The organism is Mycobacterium sp. H4Y (assembly GCF_000364405.1).
Taxonomy (GTDB): domain Bacteria; phylum Actinomycetota; class Actinomycetes; order Mycobacteriales; family Mycobacteriaceae; genus Mycobacterium; species Mycobacterium intracellulare.
This window is the reverse complement of record NZ_AKIG01000002.1, coordinates 35,511-53,091: the sequence shown is the minus strand read 5'-3', so window position 1 is coordinate 53,091 and position 17,581 is coordinate 35,511. Positions and strand designations below refer to the sequence as shown.

The following is a 17,581-nucleotide window of genomic DNA, read 5'->3' as shown; positions in this document are numbered from 1 at the left end:
GCCCGGCGGCCCGCGCCGGTAATCTAGAGGCGCCTTGTCCGATCGCTTTGTCGGCAGACCGACAACTCGCCTACCGAAAGATCAGGGAACCTGTGGCCGACAAACCCAAACGCCCCCCACGATTCGACATGAAGTCGGCCTCCGGCGGTAAGTCCGGCCGGCTCGTCCAGATCGGCGGTACCGCGTTCGTCGTGATCTTCGCGGTCGTCCTCGTCTTCTACATCGTGACGTCGAACCACAAGAAGCCCGCCGCCACCGGCGCGGGCGACACGGTGCGGGTGACGTCGAGCAAGCTGGTCACCCAGCCCGGCACCAACAACCCCAAGGCCGTGGTGACGTTCTACGAGGACTTCCTGTGCCCGGCCTGCGGCAACTTCGAACGCACCTTCGGCCCGACGGTGTCGCGGCTCATCGACGTCGGGGCCATCGCGGCCGATTACTCCATGGTGTCGATCCTGGACAGCTCGCGGAACCACAACTATTCGTCGCGCGCGGCCAACGCGGCCCGCTGCGTCGCCGACGAATCCCTCGACGCCTTCCGCCGTTTCCATACCGCGCTGTTCACCACCGACATTCAGCCCAGCGAAACCGGCAAGAGCTTCCCGGACAACGCGCGGTTGATCGAACTCGCCCGTGAGGCCGGCGTCGTGGGCAAGGTGCCCGACTGCATCAACAGCGGCAAGTACCTCGACAAGGTCACCGGCGAGGCCGCGGCCGCACAGATCAAGGCCACGCCGACGATCAAGATCAACGGCGAGGACTACGACCCGTCGACGCCCGACGCGCTGGTCAGCAAGATCAAAGAGATCGTGGGCAACATCCCGGGCATCGACGGCGCGGTCGCGCCGGCCGCCATGTGACCGGCGCGGTGTCGACCGAATCGGCCGATCCCAGCGCGGATCCCACCCCGGCCCCGGTGCCGGCGCCCAGCGCGTGGTGGCTGCTGATCGCCGGGGCGATCGGCCTGGTGGCGTCGATGACGCTGACGGTCGAGAAGATCGACATCCTGCTCGACCCGTCGTACGTGCCGTCCTGCAACATCAACCCGATCCTGTCGTGCGGCTCGGTGATGATGACGCCGCAGGCGTCGCTGCTGGGGTTCCCCAATCCGTTGCTCGGCCTGGTGGCCTTCACCGTGGTGATCGTCACCGGACTGCTGGCGTTGACGAAAGTTGTTCTGCCCCAATGGTATTGGCTGGGACTGACGGCCGGGGTGCTGGCCGGTGCGATGTTCGTGCACTGGCTGATCTTCCAGAGCCTGTATCGCATCGGCGCGTTGTGCCCGTACTGCATGGTGGTGTGGGCGGTCACCATGTCGCTGCTGGTGGTGGTCGCCTCGATCGCGTATCGCCCTGCGCTGCAGGCCCGCCAAGCCGGCCCGGCGTGGGTGGTGTACCAATGGCGATGGTCGATCGCCGCGCTGTGGTTCACCGCGGTGTTTCTGCTGTGCATGGCGCGGTTCTGGGACTATTGGTCGACGCTGCTGTAGGAATCTGGACGTGACCCGGATCATCGGCGGCGTGGCCGGGGGCCGGCGCATCGCGGTCCCGCCGCGGGGCACGCGGCCCACTACCGACCGGGTCCGCGAGTCGCTGTTCAACATCCTGACCGCGCGCCGCGAGCTGCGCGGCCTGGCGGTTTTGGACCTCTACGCCGGCTCGGGCGCCCTGGGATTGGAGGCGCTCTCCCGCGGCGCCGCCAGCGCGCTCTTCGTGGAGTCCGACCCGCGCACCGCGTCGGTCATCGCGCGCAACATCGACACCCTGGGGCTGCCGGGCGCGACGCTGCGCCGGGGCGCGGTGGCGGCCGTGCTGTCGGCCGGGACCGCCTCTCCCGTCGACCTCGTCCTGGCCGACCCGCCGTACGACGTCGCCGCCGCCGAGGTCGAGGCCGTGCTGGCGGCGCTGATCGCGCACGGGTGGGTGCGCGAGGGCGCCGTCGCGGTCGTCGAGCGCGCGGCCGGCGGCGCGCCGCTGCGCTGGCCGGCCGGCTGGTCGGTGTGGCCGCAACGCGTTTACGGCGACACCCGTTTGGAGCTCGCCGAGCGGGTATGAGCGGGCGTGTACCGTCAATTGCCATGGCGCCGCTCCTCCTCATCGCTAGCTCTGCATCGTCGCCGGCGCGTGCCATGGCGCCGCTCCTCCTCATCGCTTCGCTCTGCATCGTCTCGGCGCGCGCCATGGCGCCGCTCCTCCTCATCGCTTGCTCTGCATCGTCGCCGGCGCGTGCCATGGCGCCGCTCCTCCTCATCGCTAGCTCTGCATCGTCGCCGGCGCGTGCCATGAGCGGCGCTCCTGCTCAGCGCTTCGCTCTGCATCGTCGTCGGCGCGCGCTATGAGCGGCGCGGTATGCCCGGGCTCGTTTGACCCGGTGACGTTGGGCCACATCGATGTCTTCGAGCGCGCGTCGGCTCAGTTCGACGAGGTGGTGGTGGCGATCCTGACCAATCCCGCCAAGAAGGGCATGTTCGACCTCGACGAGCGGATCGCGATGATCAACGAATCGACGACGCACCTGCCCAATCTGCGGGTGGAGGCCGGGCAGGGCCTGGTGGTCGATTTCGTGCGGTCGCGGGGGATGACCGCCATCGTGAAGGGGCTGCGCACCGGCACCGACTTCGAATACGAGCTGCAAATGGCACAGATGAACAAGCACGTCGCTGGTGTCGACACCTTTTTCGTCGCGACCGCGCCCCGGTATTCGTTCGTGTCGTCGTCGTTGGCCAAGGAGGTCGCCATGCTCGGTGGCGACGTGTCGGAGCTGCTGCCCGAAGCGGTCAACCGTCGCTTGCGCGAAAAGCGCTCCGCTCGGTCCTGAACCGGGTCGATCGACGTGTAAAGCGTTCGCCTGCAATGGTTTTGGTCAGTCGGCTGGGGTATACGTACGCGGCAGCGCAGCGGCTACGGATTCCAAGAGCGTCGGGTTTGGACGAATGGCCGGCCGGCGCCGCCCAGCCTAATTGGTTGTCGGTGGTGGTTGGGGTTGGAAGGGGTCATACCACCACCAGTCGGCGCGTTCGCCGGTAGGTCCGGGGCATGGTGGGACAGCGGGTGGGGGTTGGGTTGGTGGGCGTGCCAGCGATCCTGGGCTCAGGATTTGGCCGTCGTCGTCGGTGACGACGAGTGCGTGGGCGGGTCCGCTGATGGTGATCTCGCCCCGGTGATGTAGCCGGTGGTGGTAGGGGCAGACCAGGACCAGGTTGGACAACTCGGTGGGGCCGCCGTCTTCCCAGTGCCGGATGTGGTGGGCGTGCAGGCCGCGGGTGGCACCACACCCCGGGATCGCGCACGTACTGTCGCGGTGCTCGAGGGCGCGGCGAAGCCGCCGGCTGATCACCCGGGTGGTCCGGGCGGCGCCGATGGGTTCGCCGTGGCGTTCGAACCAGACCTCACAGGTGGCATCACAGGTCAGGTATTGGCGTTCGGCCTCAGAGAGCAGTGGACCCAGATGCAGCGCGGCAACGCTGCGCTCGATGTCAAGGTGTGCCACCACGGTGGTGTGCTGCCCATGGGGGCGGCGGGTGGCCTCGGCGTCCCAGCCCGCTTCGATCAGGCGCATAAACGCGTCGATAGTCGTTGGCATCGGGGGCCGCTGATCCCCGGCGCCCTGGCCATTGTCGTGGTCGTGTTTCCACTCGGCGATCAGCGCATCACGGTGAGACGCCAACGCGGCATCGAATTTCGCCGCATCATGGTGGCCCAGGGTGATCCGATAACAGCTGCCCGCCTCGGTGGTGGTCGTGGTGAGCGCACGCTCAGGCTCGGGGCGGGGTCCTGGTTGGGGTCGCGGTTCGAGCTTGACCGCGGTGCGCAGCTGGTTGACCGTGGCGACCGGGCGTGTCTTATTGACTGTGTAAGGGGTTCGGCCTGAATGGTGGTGGCTGACCACCGGACAGGAGAGTTCCATTGCCGCAATCTGATTCGTCAAGAGATGATGCTGCCGCCCAGTTGGCCGAGTTGTTGCCGCCGGCGGCAGTCGATGCCTTGTTGGCCGACGCTGAAGCGTCTGGCACCCCGATTGATGGCCCCGAGGGGTTGCTCGCGCAGATGACCAAGGCGGTGCTCGAACGCGCTTTGGACGTCGAAATCGCCGATCACCTGGGCTATGAGCACGGCGATCCGGCAGGGCATGGCTCGGGCAATTCCCGTAACGGCCATGGCCGCAAAACCGTGTTGACCACGGCCGGGCCGGTCGAGCTGGAAGTGCCCCGTGACCGCAACGCCACGTTTAGCCCGGCGATCGTGCCCAAGCGCAAACGCCGCCTGGGCCAGGTTGAGGACATGATCTTGTCGCTGTATGCCCGGGGCATGTCGACGCGCGATATCACCGAGCACCTCGGCGAGGTCTATGGCGCCCGCGTGTCGGCGGCCACGATTTCGCGGGTCACCGACGTGGTCACCGAGGAGATCGCCGCCTGGCAATCCCGGCCGGTCGATCCGGTGTATCCGATCTTGTATATCGACGCGATCCGCATCAAGATCCGCGACGGCGGCGTGGTGGCCAACAAGGCCGCCCACGTGGTCATCGGCGTCGATGTCGAGGGAATCAAGCAGGTCCTGGGCATCTGGATCCAGCAGAGCGAGGGCGCCAAATTCTGGCACGGGGTGCTCACCGAACTGCGCAATCGCGGGTGCCGCGATGCGCTGTTCGTGTGTTGCGACGGGTTGGCCGGCCTGCCCGAATCGATCGCGGCGGTCTGGCCGGCCGCGGTGATCCAGACCTGCGTGGTGCATCTGCTGCGCTCCTCGATGCGTTATGCCTCCTACGCCGACCGCCGCAAGATGGCCACCGCGCTGCGTCCGATCTACACCGCACCCACCGAAGAGGCCGCCAAACTGGCCCTCGAGGAGTTCCGCGCCCAGTGGCGCACCAAATCCCCCGGAGCCATCGCTGTCTGGGATCGGGCCTGGGCTGAGTTCGTGCCTTTCCTGGCATTCCCGGTCGAGATCCGCAAGATCATCTACACCACCAACGCCATCGAATCGCTGAACTACCAGCTGCGCAAAGTCACCAAGGCCCGCGGCTCGTTCCCCTCAGACGCCGCAGCAATGAAGCTGCTGTATTTGGCCATCCGCAACATCAACCAGAAACGAGGATCAACACACGGACCAGGCACCTACCGCTGGACCGAAGCACTGAACACCTTCGCCATCCAATTCCCCGACCGACTCCCACTATGACCCAAAGATAAACGGCTGCAACACCTTACACAGTTATCTTGACAAGCCCTGGCGACCGCGGCCAGCTGCGCATAATGCTCATCGGATCCCTGGCCCGCGCCGGCGGCGATCACCCCGACCTGATCGGCCGACAACCGACCCTCTCGCATGCCGGCGGCGCAGCGGGGAAACTCCGTCAGCCGGCCCGCGATGGTGCTGATCGTGTGGGCGTTGCCCGAGGAACAGCCCAGCTTCCAGGCCACCAACGCCGGCACCGAGCGCGCCCCGGTCACACCCCACAACCCGTCACGATCAATCTCGGCCACGATCTGCACGATGCGCCCATCAATCGCATTGCGCTGACCGCTCAACTCCGCCAACTCCTCGAACAACACCTCAAGACGGTCGCTCGCAGTCACCACCACGGCCTCAGCAGATGCGATCGAAGACATGACGACATCATCGCAACTACCACCGACAAGTTTCGGCCGTCGATCTCCGCCGGTGCTCGACCGCCCGCGATTCACCCTGCGAAAAGCCTTCCACCTGCACTGAGTCTCGCCAGTCAACGCGAAGTCGTTGGGCAGCAACATCCTTGACGTGCCGACCACGGTGTGGAGTATCCAGCCGCTGCGCGGGTACCCGATGGCTCCGAGCGCGCAACGCCACGCCCAGCGAGGCGGAACGGGTCGATTACGCCACGGCGGAACGTATCTTGAAGATCTGATCCGAAGAAGAGGGGGGTTCGCGCGGTCGCCGACGTCAAAGGAGAACGGCAGCCATGACGGTAGACAATCTTTTCGACGTTCCCGAGGCCGCGACCAACCTGATCGCCCTGCTCGCCGACGAGGGAGTCGCGCACTTCTTCATCAACCCCGGAACCGACTCCGCCCCGATCCAGGAAGCGCTGGCGGCGGCGCGCGCGGCCGGCACGCCGAGCCCGCGGGCGGTGCTGTGTGTCCACGAGAGCGTCGCGTTGGCGGCGGCCATCGGACACCACATGGCCAGCGGCCGTCCGCAGGCGGTCATGGTGCACGTCGATGCCGGGACGCTGAACCTGGGCTGCCAGCTGCACAACGCCCAGCGCAACGGGACGCCCGTGGTGATGTTCGCCGGGCGCGCCCCCTACAGTTCGGCGCCGGAGGTCCGCGGCCACCGCGACGCCTACATCCATTGGCAGCAGGAGCAACTCGACCAGCCGGCCGTCGTGCGCAACTACGCCAAATGGCACATGGAGGTTCCCCGCGGGCGAGAGCTGGCCCCGATCGTCCGGCGGGCATTCCAGGTCGCCCAGTCCAGCCCGTCCGGACCCGCCTACGTCATGCTGCCGCGAGAAGCCCTGATGGAGCCCGGCAGCCGTGCGTTGCCACGCCGGCTGCCGCCGGCCATACCGCCCGGCCCGGACCCCGGTGCCCTGGGCCGGCTGGCCGGGATCCTGGTCGCCGGGCAGCGGGTCGTCATCGTCGCCTGCCGGACCGCGGCGGAACCCGGGGTCGCGGTCGTGTTGGCCCGCATCGCCGAGCTGCTCGGTGCGCCGGTGATCGACCAGGGCGACCGCGCCAACCTGCCGCTCGGGCACCCCCTGCACGTGGTGGGCGACGCCGGCCCGCTGGAAACCGCCGACACCGTGCTGCTGCTGGACTCCGAAGTGCCCTGGGTGCCCGCACAGCTGGCCCCGCCCGCGGATGCCCGCGTGGTGCAGATCGACGCGGACCCCGTCAAGGCCGGCATGCCGCTGTGGTCCTATCCGGTCGAGATCGCGCTGACCGCCGACACGCGGGTGACGCTGGTGCTGCTCGAGCAGACCCTGCTGCGGCTGGCCACCGACGAGCTGCGCGAGAAGTGGAGCGCGCGGCGGCGGGCGGCCGAATCCGATGTCGCGCAACGCCGCCGGGAGGCGACGCGCCGGGCCGCGTCCGACCGGCCGGCCGATGCGCCCGACGCGATGCTGGCCGCGCTGGGCGCCGCGCTGCCGCACGACGCCGTGGTGGTCCAGGAGGCGGTGACCAACCGGCCCGCCGTGGCCCGGCAGGTCCAGCGGCCGCCGGGGCAGGTCTTCGACACGGGCGCACCGGCGTTGGGCTGGGCGCTCGGCGGGGCCTTCGGGGTCAAACTGGCCAGGCCGCAGGCACCCGTCGTCGCGATCTGCGGTGACGGTTCGTTCAACTTCGGTGTGCCCACGGCCGCGTTGTGGTCGGCGCATCGCCATGACGCGCCGTTCGTGACGGTGGTCTTGAACAACCACTCGTACCTGGCCTCGAAGCTGCCGGTGATGGAGCTCTACCGGCAGGGAATATCGATGCGGGAGAACGACTTTCCCGAGACCCGGCTCACGCCGGACACCGACTACGCCGCCCTGGCGCGCGCGTGCGGGGGAAGCGGACGCAGCGTGACCACGCCGGCGGAGATGCGCGAGGCCATCGGGTGGGCGCTCGCCGAGGCCGACGAGGGCCGGTGCACCGTGCTCGATGTGCAGTTGCCGCAACCGTGACGCGGATCAATGCGCGTGGCCGGAGCGGTCGGCGTCGGGGGAGCCGCCCATCATGCGCAGCATCGGCAGGCCCCCGGAGGTGATGAACCGGGCGACGAGGACGATCGCGAGCACGCCGAAGGCGATGTTGAGCAAGGTCGTGTAGTTCCACGAGATCGAGGCCTCCAGCACGGTCGCGTTGCGTTGCGCCGGGATGAGATGCGTTGTGCCGAAGATCAATTCGACCAGGTATCCGGCGGCCACCATCGCGGCGTAGAAGGTGCCCAGCAGGGTCAGCATCATCTTGGTGCCGTAGTACTTGCGGTAGATGTTCAGGATCGGGAGGATCAACAGGTCGGCGTAGATGAACGCGATGACGCCCCCGAAGCTGATCCCCCCGTTCCACAACACCGCGGCCAGCGGGACGTTGCCGATCGAGCACACGAAGGACACGATCGCCACGACGGGGCCCACGAGCGGACCCCACAGCGCCGACCAGACCGGGTGATCCACCAAAAAGAAGCTCTGCCAGAACTTCTCGGGAACCCACGCCGCGACGGCCCCCGCGATCAACAGGCCCAGGACAAGGTCGCGCAGGATCGCCAGCCACTCCATCACGAACACGTGCGAGACCGAGGTGAAGCCGGCCGGGGAGAACAGCCGCCGCCAGAACGAGCCTTCTCCTTTGACCGACATGTCCATGGCGGCATGGCCTTCCATCGATCCGGCGATTCCCTTTGCGGCCTGATCGCGGGCCGCGTCGACGAGCCGCGAGCGCACGAACAGCCGGAACAAGGCGGCGAGCACCACGATCATCAACGGGCCGCCGACGAATTCGGCGGCGGTGAACTGCCAGCCCATCAGCAGCGCCAGGATGATGCCCAACTCCGCCACGAGGTTGGTCGAACCGATCTCGAACGCCATCGCGGCGGTGAAGTCGGCGCCCTTGCGGAACAGCGATCGCGCCAGGGCCACCGCGGCGTACGAGCACGACGACGACGCCGCCCCCAGCCCGGCGGACACCGCCAGGGTGCGCGGGCGGTCATCGCCCATCAGCGCCACGATCGTCGAGCGCCGCACCACCGCCTGCACCACCGCCGAGAGGGTGAAGCCGACGATCAGCGCCCACAGGATTTCCCATGTCATCGAACCCGCGAGCGTCAGGGCGTGCCCGATCGCCGATAGCACCGTCATCACTGAAACCTCCTGCGGTGAGCCGCCGGCGCGAGGTGAGTCTGTTCCGACGCATCGGACTATACCCCTTGGGGGTATGAGGGCGCCGGGCCCGATCGTCCGGCCGTTCCCCGGACCCTAGAATCGCTGGCAAATAGCCGGTTCCGGGCGCGTCGACGCAAAACCCGCACCGGGGCAAAGCCCGCAGCGGCGCGGCCCGGCGATGAATATGGACGAACCACCGCGCGCGGCCGTCGCCGCCGCGAAAACAGCGTGAACGGGCGCTTTCGCATGAAACTCACTGACCACGCCCACGCCGGCACCGGCGCGCCGGGGCGTTTAGAACACCGGGAACGGGCAAATACCCGACACACCGGTGTCGCCACCGCTGTCACAGAGACAACACCAGGCACACTGGTAACAACAGTTTTGCAGACGCCAGGAGGGTACGGCCGTGTATCGAGTGTTTGAAGCGCTGGATGAATTGAGCGCCATCGTCGAAGAAGCCCGCGGCGTCCCGATGACGGCCGGCTGCGTGGTGCCCCGCGGCGACGTGCTGGAGCTGATCGACGACATCAAGGACGCGATTCCTGGCGAGCTGGACGACGCCCAGGACGTGCTGGACGCGCGCGATTCCATGCTGTCCGACGCCAAGACGCACTCCGAGTCCATGGTCGAGTCGGCGACCACCGAGTCGGAGTCCATGCTCAACCACGCCCGCGCGGAGGCCGACCGGCTGCTGTCGGACGCGAAGGCGCAGGCCGACCGGATGGTGAGCGAAGCCCGCCAGCACAGCGAGCGCATGGTCGGCGAGGCCCGCGAGGAGTCGATGCGCATCGCCACCGCGGCCAAACGCGACTACGAGGCCAGCGTCGGGCGCGCCCAGGCCGAGGCCGACCGGCTGCTCGAAAACGGCAACATCTCCTACGAGAAGGCCGTGCAAGAGGGCATCAAGGAACAGCAGCGCCTGGTGTCGCAGAACAGCGTGGTCGAGGCGGCCAACGCCGAGGCCACCCGGCTCATCGATTCGGCGCACGCCGAGGCCGACCGGCTGCGGGGCGAATGCGACATCTACGTCGACAACAAGCTCGCCGAGTTCGAGGAATTCCTCAACGGCACCCTGCGGTCGGTGGGTCGCGGCCGCCACCAACTGCGGACGGCGGCCGGGACACACGACTACGCCGTGCGCTAGCGTTTCGTCGCCCGCCCAGCGGGCGGGCGAGCCCTGGAATTGTGCGGCGGGCGCCGTAGGATTTCCGATATGACGCGCCAGCACACCACCTCATCGACGCGCGGCGGTGCGCCTCGGCTATCTGGGCCGATGACGTTCGACATCACCCGGCTCGGGCGGCGACCCGGCGCGATGGTGACCGTGCGCAACACCGTGCCCAGCCCGGCGCGCATCGGGCTGGACATGATCGCGATCGAGGCCGGCGCCCCCCTGGAACTGGACCTGCAGGTCCAGTCGGTGTCCGAGGGCGTTTTGGTGACCGGGACGGTGACCGCGCCCACCGCCGGCGAATGCGCGCGGTGCCTGACCCCGCTCGACGGGACCGTGCAGGTGCGGTTGACCGAACTGTTCGCCTACCCGGACAGCACCACGGAGGCGACCACCGAGGAGGACGAGGTCGGCCACATCGTCGACGACACCATCGACCTCGAGCAGTCCATCGTCGACGCGGTGGGGCTCGAACTCCCGTTCTCGCCGGTGTGCACGCCGGATTGCCCGGGCCTGTGCCCCGAATGCGGGGTGCCGCTGGCCGCCGAGCCGGGCCATCAGCACGACCGCATCGACCCGCGCTGGGCCAAGCTGGCGGGCATGTTCGACCCCGAGGTGGACGAATCGCGGGGTGAGCGGTGAGCTCACGGCAGGCTCTGCTCGACGCCCTCGGGGTTGAGCTGCCCGACGAACTGCTGTCCTTGGCGCTGACGCACCGCAGCTACGCCTACGAACACGGCGGGCTGCCGACCAACGAGCGGCTGGAGTTTCTCGGCGACGCCGTGCTGGGCCTGACCATCACCGACGAGCTCTACCACCGCCATCCCGATCGCAGCGAGGGGGACCTGGCCAAGCTGCGGGCCAGCGTCGTCAACACCCAGGCGCTGGCCGACGTCGGGCGAAAGCTCTGCGAGGGGGGCCTCGGGGTGCACCTGCTGCTGGGGCGCGGGGAGGCGAACACGGGCGGGGCGGACAAGTCGAGCATCCTGGCCGACGGCATGGAATCGCTGCTGGGTGCGATCTACCTCGAGCACGGGATTGGCGTGGCGCGCGAGGTGATCCTGCGGTTGTTCGGCCCGTTGCTGGACGCCGCGCCGACGCTGGGGGCCGGGCTGGACTGGAAGACCAGCCTGCAGGAGCTGACCGCGGCCCGCAGCATGGGCGCGCCGTCCTACGTCGTCACCTCCACCGGCCCGGACCACGACAAGGAATTCACCGCCGTGGTCGTGGTGGCGGACACCGAATACGGCTCGGGCGTGGGCCGCTCCAAGAAGGAAGCCGAACAGAAGGCCGCGGCGGCGACCTGGAAAGCGCTGGAAGCGCTGGACACCGTTCCCGGCAGCTGAATCGATGCCCGAACTGCCCGAAGTCGAGGTGGTGCGCCGCGGCCTGCACTCCCATGTGGTGGGAAAGACGATCACGGCCGTCCGGGTGCACCACCCGCGCGCGGTGCGACGCCACGAGGCGGGGGCCGCGGACCTGACCGCCCGGCTCCTCACCGACCGGATCACCGGCACCGACCGGCGCGGTAAGTACCTGTGGCTGCTGCTCGACAGCGACGCGGCGCTCGTCGTGCACCTCGGCATGAGCGGGCAGATGCTGCTCGGCGCGGTGCCGCGTGCCGACCACGTCCGGATCTCCGCCCTGCTCGACGACGGGACCGTGCTGAGCTTCGCCGATCAGCGCACCTTCGGCGGGTGGATGCTCGCCGACCTGGTCGAGGTGGACGGCAGCGTGGTGCCCGAACCCGTCGCGCACTTGGCGCGCGACCCGCTGGACCCCCGGTTCGACGCCGACGCCGTCGTAAAGGTCTTGCGGCGCAAGCACTCCGAAATCAAGCGCCAACTGCTCGACCAGCAGGTGGTGTCGGGCATCGGCAACATCTATGCCGACGAGGCGCTGTGGCGGGCCAAGGTGCACGGGGCGCGGATCGCCGACGCGCTGACCCGCAAGCAGTTGACCGCCGTGCTCGACGCGGCCGCCGACGTGATGCGTGACGCGCTGGCCAAGGGCGGGACCTCGTTCGATTCGCTGTACGTCAACGTCAACGGCGAATCCGGATACTTCGACCGCTCACTGGACGCCTACGGCCGCGAAGGCCAGGGCTGCCGCCGCTGCGGCGCGGTGATGCGCAGGGAGAAGTTCATGAACCGCTCGTCGTTCTATTGCCCGAAATGCCAACCGCGCCCGCGTGTTTGAGTGTGAAGACTTGGCTTTGACGGTGACCACACGGTTGCGACACGCCGAGGGCGGGTGACCGGCTTTCACACGGGACGCCCCGCGTTCACACTCGACGACGCAATAGGTGCATCACTCGAAGATGTCACGGCGCAGCGTCCCCGTGGGCAGCGCCGGATCCACAAACCACTCGTGGCTGAACAGCGCGCCGAACACCTGGGGCGGCAACCGCATCAGGAGCCCGAACAGGCGCGCGCCCAGGCCCGAACTGCCGATCTGGGAACGGTGCGCGGCAAAAGCGTCCCGCTTCTGGCGGGCGAAGCGGAACACGTTGACCCGGTGGGTGATGGTCGCGCGCGGGGCATACGCGCCCCGGACGATGTCACGTTCGTACGGTCCGGGCAGCCGCAGCAGGTGCGCGAGATCGCTGACGCGAAGCAGCATTTCGCGCGGCATCGTCACCTCGAGCACCCGGGGAATCGCGGCGAGCTCGGCGGCTCGCTTGCCGACGTGGTGCACCTGCACATGATCGCGGTGGCCGTAGCCGCCGTTGGGCTGGTAGCTGAGCAGCAGATCGGCGCGCTCATCGCGAAGGATGGTGGCCAGCCGCCCCGCCGCCTCGTCGAGGTCCGCCCGCCCGAATCGGGTGCGCCCGGGCGGATCGGGGTAGAACAGCGGGCCGTAGCCGCTGTCGGCGTAGCCGAGGCACTCCACCCGCTGGGCCCCGAGAATGCTTGCGCTCGACCGCAATTCGCCCAGCCTGTTGCCGTCCTCGTTGTGCACCCGCCCGTCGGTCGCCGTGACCACGACGACGCGATGCCCGGCCGCGGACGCGCGCGCAAGCGTGCCGCCGGTGAGGACCACCTCGTCGTCGGGGTGCGCGTGGAACGCGACGACGGTGGCCATGCCAAACAGTATGCCCGCACGTCACGGCGCGGCCGGCCGGTAGAAATGAGCCATGGCCGAACTATGGGTGGAACGCACCGGAACTCGCCGCTACACGGGATACAGCTCGCGGGGAGCGCAGGTGCTCGTCGGCTCCGAGGACGTCGACGGCGTGTTCACTCCCGGCGAGCTGCTCAAGATCGCGCTCGCGGCCTGCAGCGGGATGTCCAGCGATATGCCGCTGGCCCGCCGGCTGGGCGACGACTACAAGGCGGTCGTCAGGGTCTCCGGCGCGGCCGACCGCGAGCAGGAACGCTATCCGCTGCTCGAGGAGACGCTGGAGCTGGATCTGTCGGGGTTGGCCGAGGACGAGAAGGAGCGCCTGCGCGTCGTGGTCAACCGGGCCATCGACCAGGTCTGCACGGTCGGGCGCACCCTGCAGTCCGGCACCACCGTCAACTTCGAGGTGAGCGATGTCGGATCCTGACGCCCGGCTCACCGCCTGGGTGCACGGGAACGTCCAGGGGGTGGGTTTCCGCTGGTGGACGCGGTGCCGGGCGTTGGAGCTGGGCCTCACCGGCTACGCCGCGAACCAGGCCGACGGCCGGGTGCTGGTGGTCGCCCAGGGGCCGCGGGAGGCCGGCGAGAAGCTGCTGGAGCTGCTGCGGGGCGGCGCGTCCTGGCCCGCCCAGCCCGGACGCGTCGACAAGGTCGTCGCCGACTGGTCGCAGCCCCAGGAGCGTTTCGAGGGGTTCGTCGAGCGGTGACGGCGCCTGCTTCTCGTGGCTGATGTGACCACTGTGACCAGTGCGTCGCCCCGCGACGCCGCCGGCAGATTTCGGCCCGGCCGACACCCCTCGGTGAGCCTGTCCGGGATGGTTTGAGCGGTAGTCTGGCTCGCCGTGTACCTCAAGAGTCTGACGCTGAAGGGCTTCAAGTCCTTTGCCTCGCCGACGACTCTGCGTTTCGAGCCGGGCATCACCGCGGTGGTCGGGCCCAACGGTTCGGGCAAGTCCAACGTCGTCGACGCGCTGGCCTGGGTCATGGGCGAGCAGGGCGCCAAGACGCTGCGCGGCGGGAAGATGGAGGACGTCATCTTCGCCGGGACCTCGTCGCGCGCCCCGCTGGGCCGCGCCGAGGTCACCGTCACCATCGACAACTCCGACAACGCGCTGCCCATCGAGTACTCCGAGGTCTCGATCACCCGGCGGATGTTCCGCGACGGCGCCAGCGAATACGAAATCAACGGCAGCAGTTGCCGTTTGATGGACGTTCAGGAACTGCTGAGCGACTCCGGGATCGGCCGGGAGATGCACGTCATCGTCGGGCAGGGCAAGCTCGACGAGATCCTGCAGTCGCGGCCCGAGGACCGTCGCGCGTTCATCGAGGAAGCCGCGGGCGTGCTCAAGCACCGCAAGCGCAAGGAGAAGGCCCTCCGCAAGCTCGACGCGATGTCGGCGAACCTGGCCCGGCTCACCGACCTGACCACCGAGCTGCGCCGCCAGCTCAAACCGTTGGGCCGCCAGGCCGAGGTGGCCCGCCGCGCCCAGACGATCCAGGCCGACCTGCGTGACGCGCGGCTGCGGCTGGCCGCCGACGACCTGGTCAACCGCAAGGGCGAGCGCGAGGCCATCTTCGAGGCCGAGGCCGCCATGCGGCGCGAGCACGACGAGGCCTCCGCGCGGCTGGCCGTCGCGTCCGAGGAGCTCACCGCGCACGAGACCGCCGTCGGCGAGCTCTCCGGGCGCGCCGAATCGGTGCAGCACACCTGGTTCGCGCTGTCCGCGCTGGCCGAACGGGTGGCCGCCACGGTGCGCATCGCCAGCGAGCGGGCCCAGCACCTCGACGTGGAGCCGGTGGCGGCGGGCGACACCGACCCCGACGCTTTGGAAGCCGAGGCCGAGCAGGTCGCGATCGCCGAGCAGCGGCTGCTGGCGGAGTTGGCCGCGGCGCGCACCCGGCTCGACGGCGCGCGCGCCGAGTTGGCCGAGCGCGAGCGCGAGGCCGCCGAGGCCGACCGGGCGCACATGGCGGCGGTGCGCGCCGAGGCGGATCGGCGCGAAGGGCTGGCGCGGCTGGCCGGTCAGGTGGAGACGATGCGGGCGCGTGTCGAGTCGATCGACGACAGCGTCGCGCGGCTGTCCGAACGCATCGAAGCCGCCGCCGCCCGCGCCCAGCAGGCCAAGGCCGAATTCGAAACCGTGCAGGGTCGCGTCGGGGAACTCGACCAGGGCGAGATGGGACTCGACGAGCACCACGAGCGCACCGTGGCCGCGCTGCGGTTGGCCGACGCGCGGGTCGCCGAACTGCAGTCCGCCGAGCGGGACGCCGAACGCCAGGTGGCCTCGCTGCGCGCCCGCATCGACGCGCTCGCCGTCGGCCTCGAACGCAAGGACGGCGCCGCCTGGCTTACCCAAAACCATTCCGGCACAGGTCTTTTGGGTCCGATGGCCAAGCTGGTCAAGGTCCGCTCCGGCTACGAGGCGGCGCTGGCCGCGGTGCTGGGATCGGCGGCCGACGCGCTGGCCGCCGAGAGCTTCGGCGCGGCCCGGTCCGCGGTCGCCGCACTCAAACAGGCCGACGGCGGCCGGGCCGCGCTGGTGCTCGGAGACTGGCCCGCCGATCACCCCGCCCCGCAGGCCGCCCCGGCGGGCGCGCTGTGGGCGCTCGACCTGATCGACGCTCCCGAGCGGCTGCGCGGCGCGATCACGGCGATGCTCTCGGGCGTCGCGGTGGTCGACGACCTGGACCGGGCGCTGGCCCTGGTGGCCGAGCATCCCCGGTTGCGCGCGGTCACCCTCGACGGCGACCTGGTGGGCGCCGGCTGGGTGAGTGGGGGCTCCGATCGCAAGCTGTCCACGCTCGAGGTGACCTCCGAGATCGACAAGGCCGGCGACGAGCTGACCGCCGCGGAGGCCCAGGTGGCCCAGCTGAGCGCGGCGCTGTCCGGCGCGCTGACCGAGCAGGCCGCCCGCCAGGACTCCGCCGAGCAGGCGCTGGCCGCCCTCAACGAATCCGACAGCGCCATCTCGGGAATGTACGAACAGCTCGGCCGGCTCGGCCAGGAAGCCCGCACGTCCGAGGACGAGTGGAGCAGGCTGCTGCGGCAACGCGAGGAGCTCGAAGCGGGCCGGACCCAGACCGTCGCCGAAGTCACCGAACTGGAAACCCGGCTGCGCAACGCCCAGGAGACCCAGCAGGCGCCGGCGGAGGAACCGGTGGACCGCCAGCAGATCGCCGCCGCCACCGAGAACGCGCGCAGCGTCGAAGTGGAGGCCCGGCTCGCGGTGCGCACCGCCGAGGAGCGCGCGAACGCGGTGCGCGGGCGGGCGGATTCGTTGCGCCGCGCGGCCGCCGCCGAACGCGAAGCCCGGGTGCGGGCCCAGCAAGCACGTGAGGCGCGGCTGCGGGCGGCCGCGGTGGCCGCGGCGGTGGCCGACTCCGGCCGGCTGCTGGCGCAGCGGTTGAACGGGGTCGTCGACTCGGCGTCCAAGATCCGCGACGCCCTGGCCGCCGAACGCCAGCAGCGCGCGACGGCGATGGCGGCGGTGCGCGACGAGGTGAACGCGCTGGGCGCCCGGGTGGCCGCCCTGACCGACTCGCTGCACCGCGACGAGGTGGCCAACGCCCAGGCTGCGCTGCGGATCGAGCAGCTCGAGCAGATGGTGCTCGAGCAGTTCGGCATGGCGCCCGAGGATTTGATCGCCGAGTACGGCCCGCAGAACGAGCTGCCGCCGACCGACCTGGAAATGGCCGAATACGAGCAGGCCAAGGAGCGCGGCGAGCAGGTCTTCGCGCCGGCCCCCATTCCCTACGACCGCGCCACCCAGGAGCGCCGGGCCAAGCGGGCCGAGCGCGAACTGGCCGAACTCGGCAGGGTCAACCCGCTGGCGCTGGAGGAGTTCGCCGCGCTCGAGGAGCGCTACAACTTCCTGTCCACCCAGCTCGAGGACGTCAAGGCCGCCCGCAAGGACCTGCTCGGGGTGGTCGACGAGGTCGACGCCCGCATCCTGCAGGTGTTCAGCGAGGCCTACGCCGACGTGGAGCGCGAATTCACCGAGGTCTTCACCGTGCTGTTCCCCGGCGGCGAGGGCCGGCTGCGGCTGACCGATCCGGGCGACATGCTGACCACCGGCATCGAGGTGGAGGCCCGTCCGCCGGGCAAGAAGGTCACCCGGCTCTCGCTGCTCTCCGGTGGCGAGAAGGCGCTCACGGCGGTGGCGATGCTGGTGGCGATCTTCCGGGCGCGCCCGTCGCCGTTCTACATCATGGACGAGGTGGAGGCCGCCCTCGACGACACCAACCTGCGGCGCCTGATCTCGCTGTTCGAGCTGCTGCGGGCGCGCTCGCAGCTCATCATCATCACCCACCAGAAGCCGACGATGGAGGTCGCCGACGCGCTCTACGGCGTGACCATGCAGGGCGACGGCATCACCGCGGTGATCTCCCAGCGGATGCGCGGCCAGCAGGTGGAGCAGTTGGTCACGACCTGATCGG

At 69.4% G+C, this 17,581-nt stretch carries 15 protein-coding genes and 2 pseudogenes; 13 read left to right on the top strand and 4 right to left on the bottom strand.

Going from position 1 to position 17,581, the window contains the following annotated elements:
• Window positions 1-92 precede the first annotated feature (92 nt).
• The 4 genes from W7U_RS13930 to coaD all read left to right on the top strand — a co-directional run bounded on the left by W7U_RS13930 (window position 93) and on the right by coaD (window position 2,817).
• Complete coding sequence (locus W7U_RS13930) at window positions 93-860, top strand: DsbA family protein (protein ID WP_008258965.1); 768 nt, start codon at window positions 93-95, stop codon at window positions 858-860.
• Window positions 857-1,489, top strand: coding sequence for a vitamin K epoxide reductase family protein (locus W7U_RS13925; protein WP_008258963.1), 633 nt, complete (start codon window positions 857-859; stop codon window positions 1,487-1,489). The genes W7U_RS13930 and W7U_RS13925 overlap by 4 nt, the downstream gene beginning before the upstream one ends.
• 10 nt (window positions 1,490-1,499) lie before the next feature.
• Window positions 1,500-2,054, top strand: coding sequence for a 16S rRNA (guanine(966)-N(2))-methyltransferase RsmD (gene rsmD / locus W7U_RS13920; protein WP_008258961.1), 555 nt, complete (start codon window positions 1,500-1,502; stop codon window positions 2,052-2,054).
• Window positions 2,055-2,334: 280 nt separating this feature from the next.
• The gene (gene coaD / locus W7U_RS13915) at window positions 2,335-2,817 is read left to right on the top strand and encodes a pantetheine-phosphate adenylyltransferase (RefSeq protein WP_008258960.1); all 483 of its coding nucleotides are present in this window, start codon (window positions 2,335-2,337) and stop codon (window positions 2,815-2,817) included.
• Between the two features lie 138 nt (window positions 2,818-2,955).
• Here coaD and W7U_RS13910 read toward each other — a convergent pair.
• A pseudogene (locus W7U_RS13910) lies at window positions 2,956-3,831 on the bottom strand (DUF222 domain-containing protein); the annotation flags it as partial.
• A gap of 116 nt (window positions 3,832-3,947) precedes the next feature.
• On the opposite strand from W7U_RS13910, the gene W7U_RS13905 reads away from it, so the two are divergent.
• Entirely contained in the window at window positions 3,948-5,180 is a 1,233-nt protein-coding gene (locus W7U_RS13905) for an IS256-like element ISMysp7 family transposase (protein WP_008258297.1), read from the top strand.
• A gap of 50 nt (window positions 5,181-5,230) precedes the next feature.
• On the opposite strand, the pseudogene W7U_RS25635 reads toward W7U_RS13905, so the two are convergent.
• A pseudogene (locus W7U_RS25635) lies at window positions 5,231-5,611 on the bottom strand (DUF222 domain-containing protein); the annotation flags it as partial.
• A 329-nt stretch (window positions 5,612-5,940) separates the two neighbouring features.
• On the opposite strand from W7U_RS25635, the gene W7U_RS13895 reads away from it, so the two are divergent.
• Window positions 5,941-7,650, top strand: a complete 1,710-nt coding sequence (locus W7U_RS13895) for a thiamine pyrophosphate-requiring protein (protein WP_008258953.1) — start codon at window positions 5,941-5,943, stop codon at window positions 7,648-7,650.
• Between the two features lie 6 nt (window positions 7,651-7,656).
• On the opposite strand, the gene W7U_RS13890 is transcribed toward W7U_RS13895, so the two are convergent.
• Window positions 7,657-8,823 (bottom strand): permease, encoded by a 1,167-nt coding sequence (locus W7U_RS13890; protein WP_008258951.1) that lies wholly within the window; start codon window positions 8,821-8,823, stop codon window positions 7,657-7,659.
• Between the two features lie 433 nt (window positions 8,824-9,256).
• Here W7U_RS13890 and sepIVA point away from each other — a divergent pair, with 433 nt between their 5' ends.
• From sepIVA to mutM, 4 genes are all read left to right on the top strand, one after another.
• On the top strand, window positions 9,257-9,994 hold the full coding sequence (sepIVA, locus tag W7U_RS13885) for a cell division protein SepIVA (RefSeq protein WP_008258949.1): 738 nt from the start codon (window positions 9,257-9,259) through the stop codon (window positions 9,992-9,994).
• 69 nt (window positions 9,995-10,063) lie between these two features.
• Complete coding sequence (locus W7U_RS13880; protein ID WP_193375008.1) at window positions 10,064-10,663, top strand: DUF177 domain-containing protein; 600 nt, start codon at window positions 10,064-10,066, stop codon at window positions 10,661-10,663.
• Window positions 10,660-11,367 (top strand): ribonuclease III, encoded by a 708-nt coding sequence (gene rnc, locus W7U_RS13875; RefSeq protein WP_008258944.1) that lies wholly within the window; start codon window positions 10,660-10,662, stop codon window positions 11,365-11,367. The genes W7U_RS13880 and rnc overlap by 4 nt, the downstream gene beginning before the upstream one ends.
• A 4-nt stretch (window positions 11,368-11,371) precedes the next feature.
• On the top strand, window positions 11,372-12,220 hold the full coding sequence (gene mutM, locus W7U_RS13870; protein WP_008258942.1) for a DNA-formamidopyrimidine glycosylase: 849 nt from the start codon (window positions 11,372-11,374) through the stop codon (window positions 12,218-12,220).
• Between the two features lie 111 nt (window positions 12,221-12,331).
• Here the strand turns inward: mutM and W7U_RS13865 are convergent, their stop codons facing one another.
• The gene (locus W7U_RS13865; RefSeq protein ID WP_008258941.1) at window positions 12,332-13,105 is read right to left on the bottom strand and encodes a PIG-L family deacetylase; all 774 of its coding nucleotides are present in this window, start codon (window positions 13,103-13,105) and stop codon (window positions 12,332-12,334) included.
• A 52-nt stretch (window positions 13,106-13,157) separates the two neighbouring features.
• Here W7U_RS13865 and W7U_RS13860 point away from each other — a divergent pair, with 52 nt between their 5' ends.
• From W7U_RS13860 to smc, 3 genes are all read left to right on the top strand, one after another.
• Window positions 13,158-13,571 carry an OsmC family protein gene (locus W7U_RS13860; RefSeq protein WP_008258940.1) on the top strand — a complete coding sequence of 138 codons (414 nt, stop codon included), beginning with the start codon at window positions 13,158-13,160 and terminating at the stop codon, window positions 13,569-13,571.
• Complete coding sequence (locus tag W7U_RS13855) at window positions 13,558-13,851, top strand: acylphosphatase (protein WP_008258938.1); 294 nt, start codon at window positions 13,558-13,560, stop codon at window positions 13,849-13,851. The genes W7U_RS13860 and W7U_RS13855 overlap by 14 nt, the downstream gene beginning before the upstream one ends.
• A gap of 135 nt (window positions 13,852-13,986) precedes the next feature.
• Entirely contained in the window at window positions 13,987-17,577 is a 3,591-nt protein-coding gene (gene smc, locus W7U_RS13850; protein WP_008258935.1) for a chromosome segregation protein SMC, read from the top strand.
• The last annotated feature ends 4 nt before the right edge of the window (window positions 17,578-17,581 follow it).

Bases quoted from the DNA above. Each gene is read 5' to 3' on its own strand.
- W7U_RS13860 (WP_008258940.1), top strand. From the start codon at position 13,158: ATGGCCGAACTATGGGTGGAACGCACCGGAACTCGCCGCTACACGGGA.
- W7U_RS13880 (WP_193375008.1), top strand. From the start codon at position 10,064: ATGACGCGCCAGCACACCACCTCATCGACGCGCGGCGGTGCGCCTCGG.
- W7U_RS13890 (WP_008258951.1), bottom strand. From the start codon at position 8,823: ATGACGGTGCTATCGGCGATCGGGCACGCCCTGACGCTCGCGGGTTCG.
- W7U_RS13855 (WP_008258938.1), top strand. From the start codon at position 13,558: ATGTCGGATCCTGACGCCCGGCTCACCGCCTGGGTGCACGGGAACGTC.
- mutM (WP_008258942.1), top strand. From the start codon at position 11,372: ATGCCCGAACTGCCCGAAGTCGAGGTGGTGCGCCGCGGCCTGCACTCC.
- W7U_RS13895 (WP_008258953.1), top strand. From the start codon at position 5,941: ATGACGGTAGACAATCTTTTCGACGTTCCCGAGGCCGCGACCAACCTG.
- W7U_RS13865 (WP_008258941.1), bottom strand. From the start codon at position 13,105: ATGGCCACCGTCGTCGCGTTCCACGCGCACCCCGACGACGAGGTGGTC.
- coaD (WP_008258960.1), top strand. From the start codon at position 2,335: ATGAGCGGCGCGGTATGCCCGGGCTCGTTTGACCCGGTGACGTTGGGC.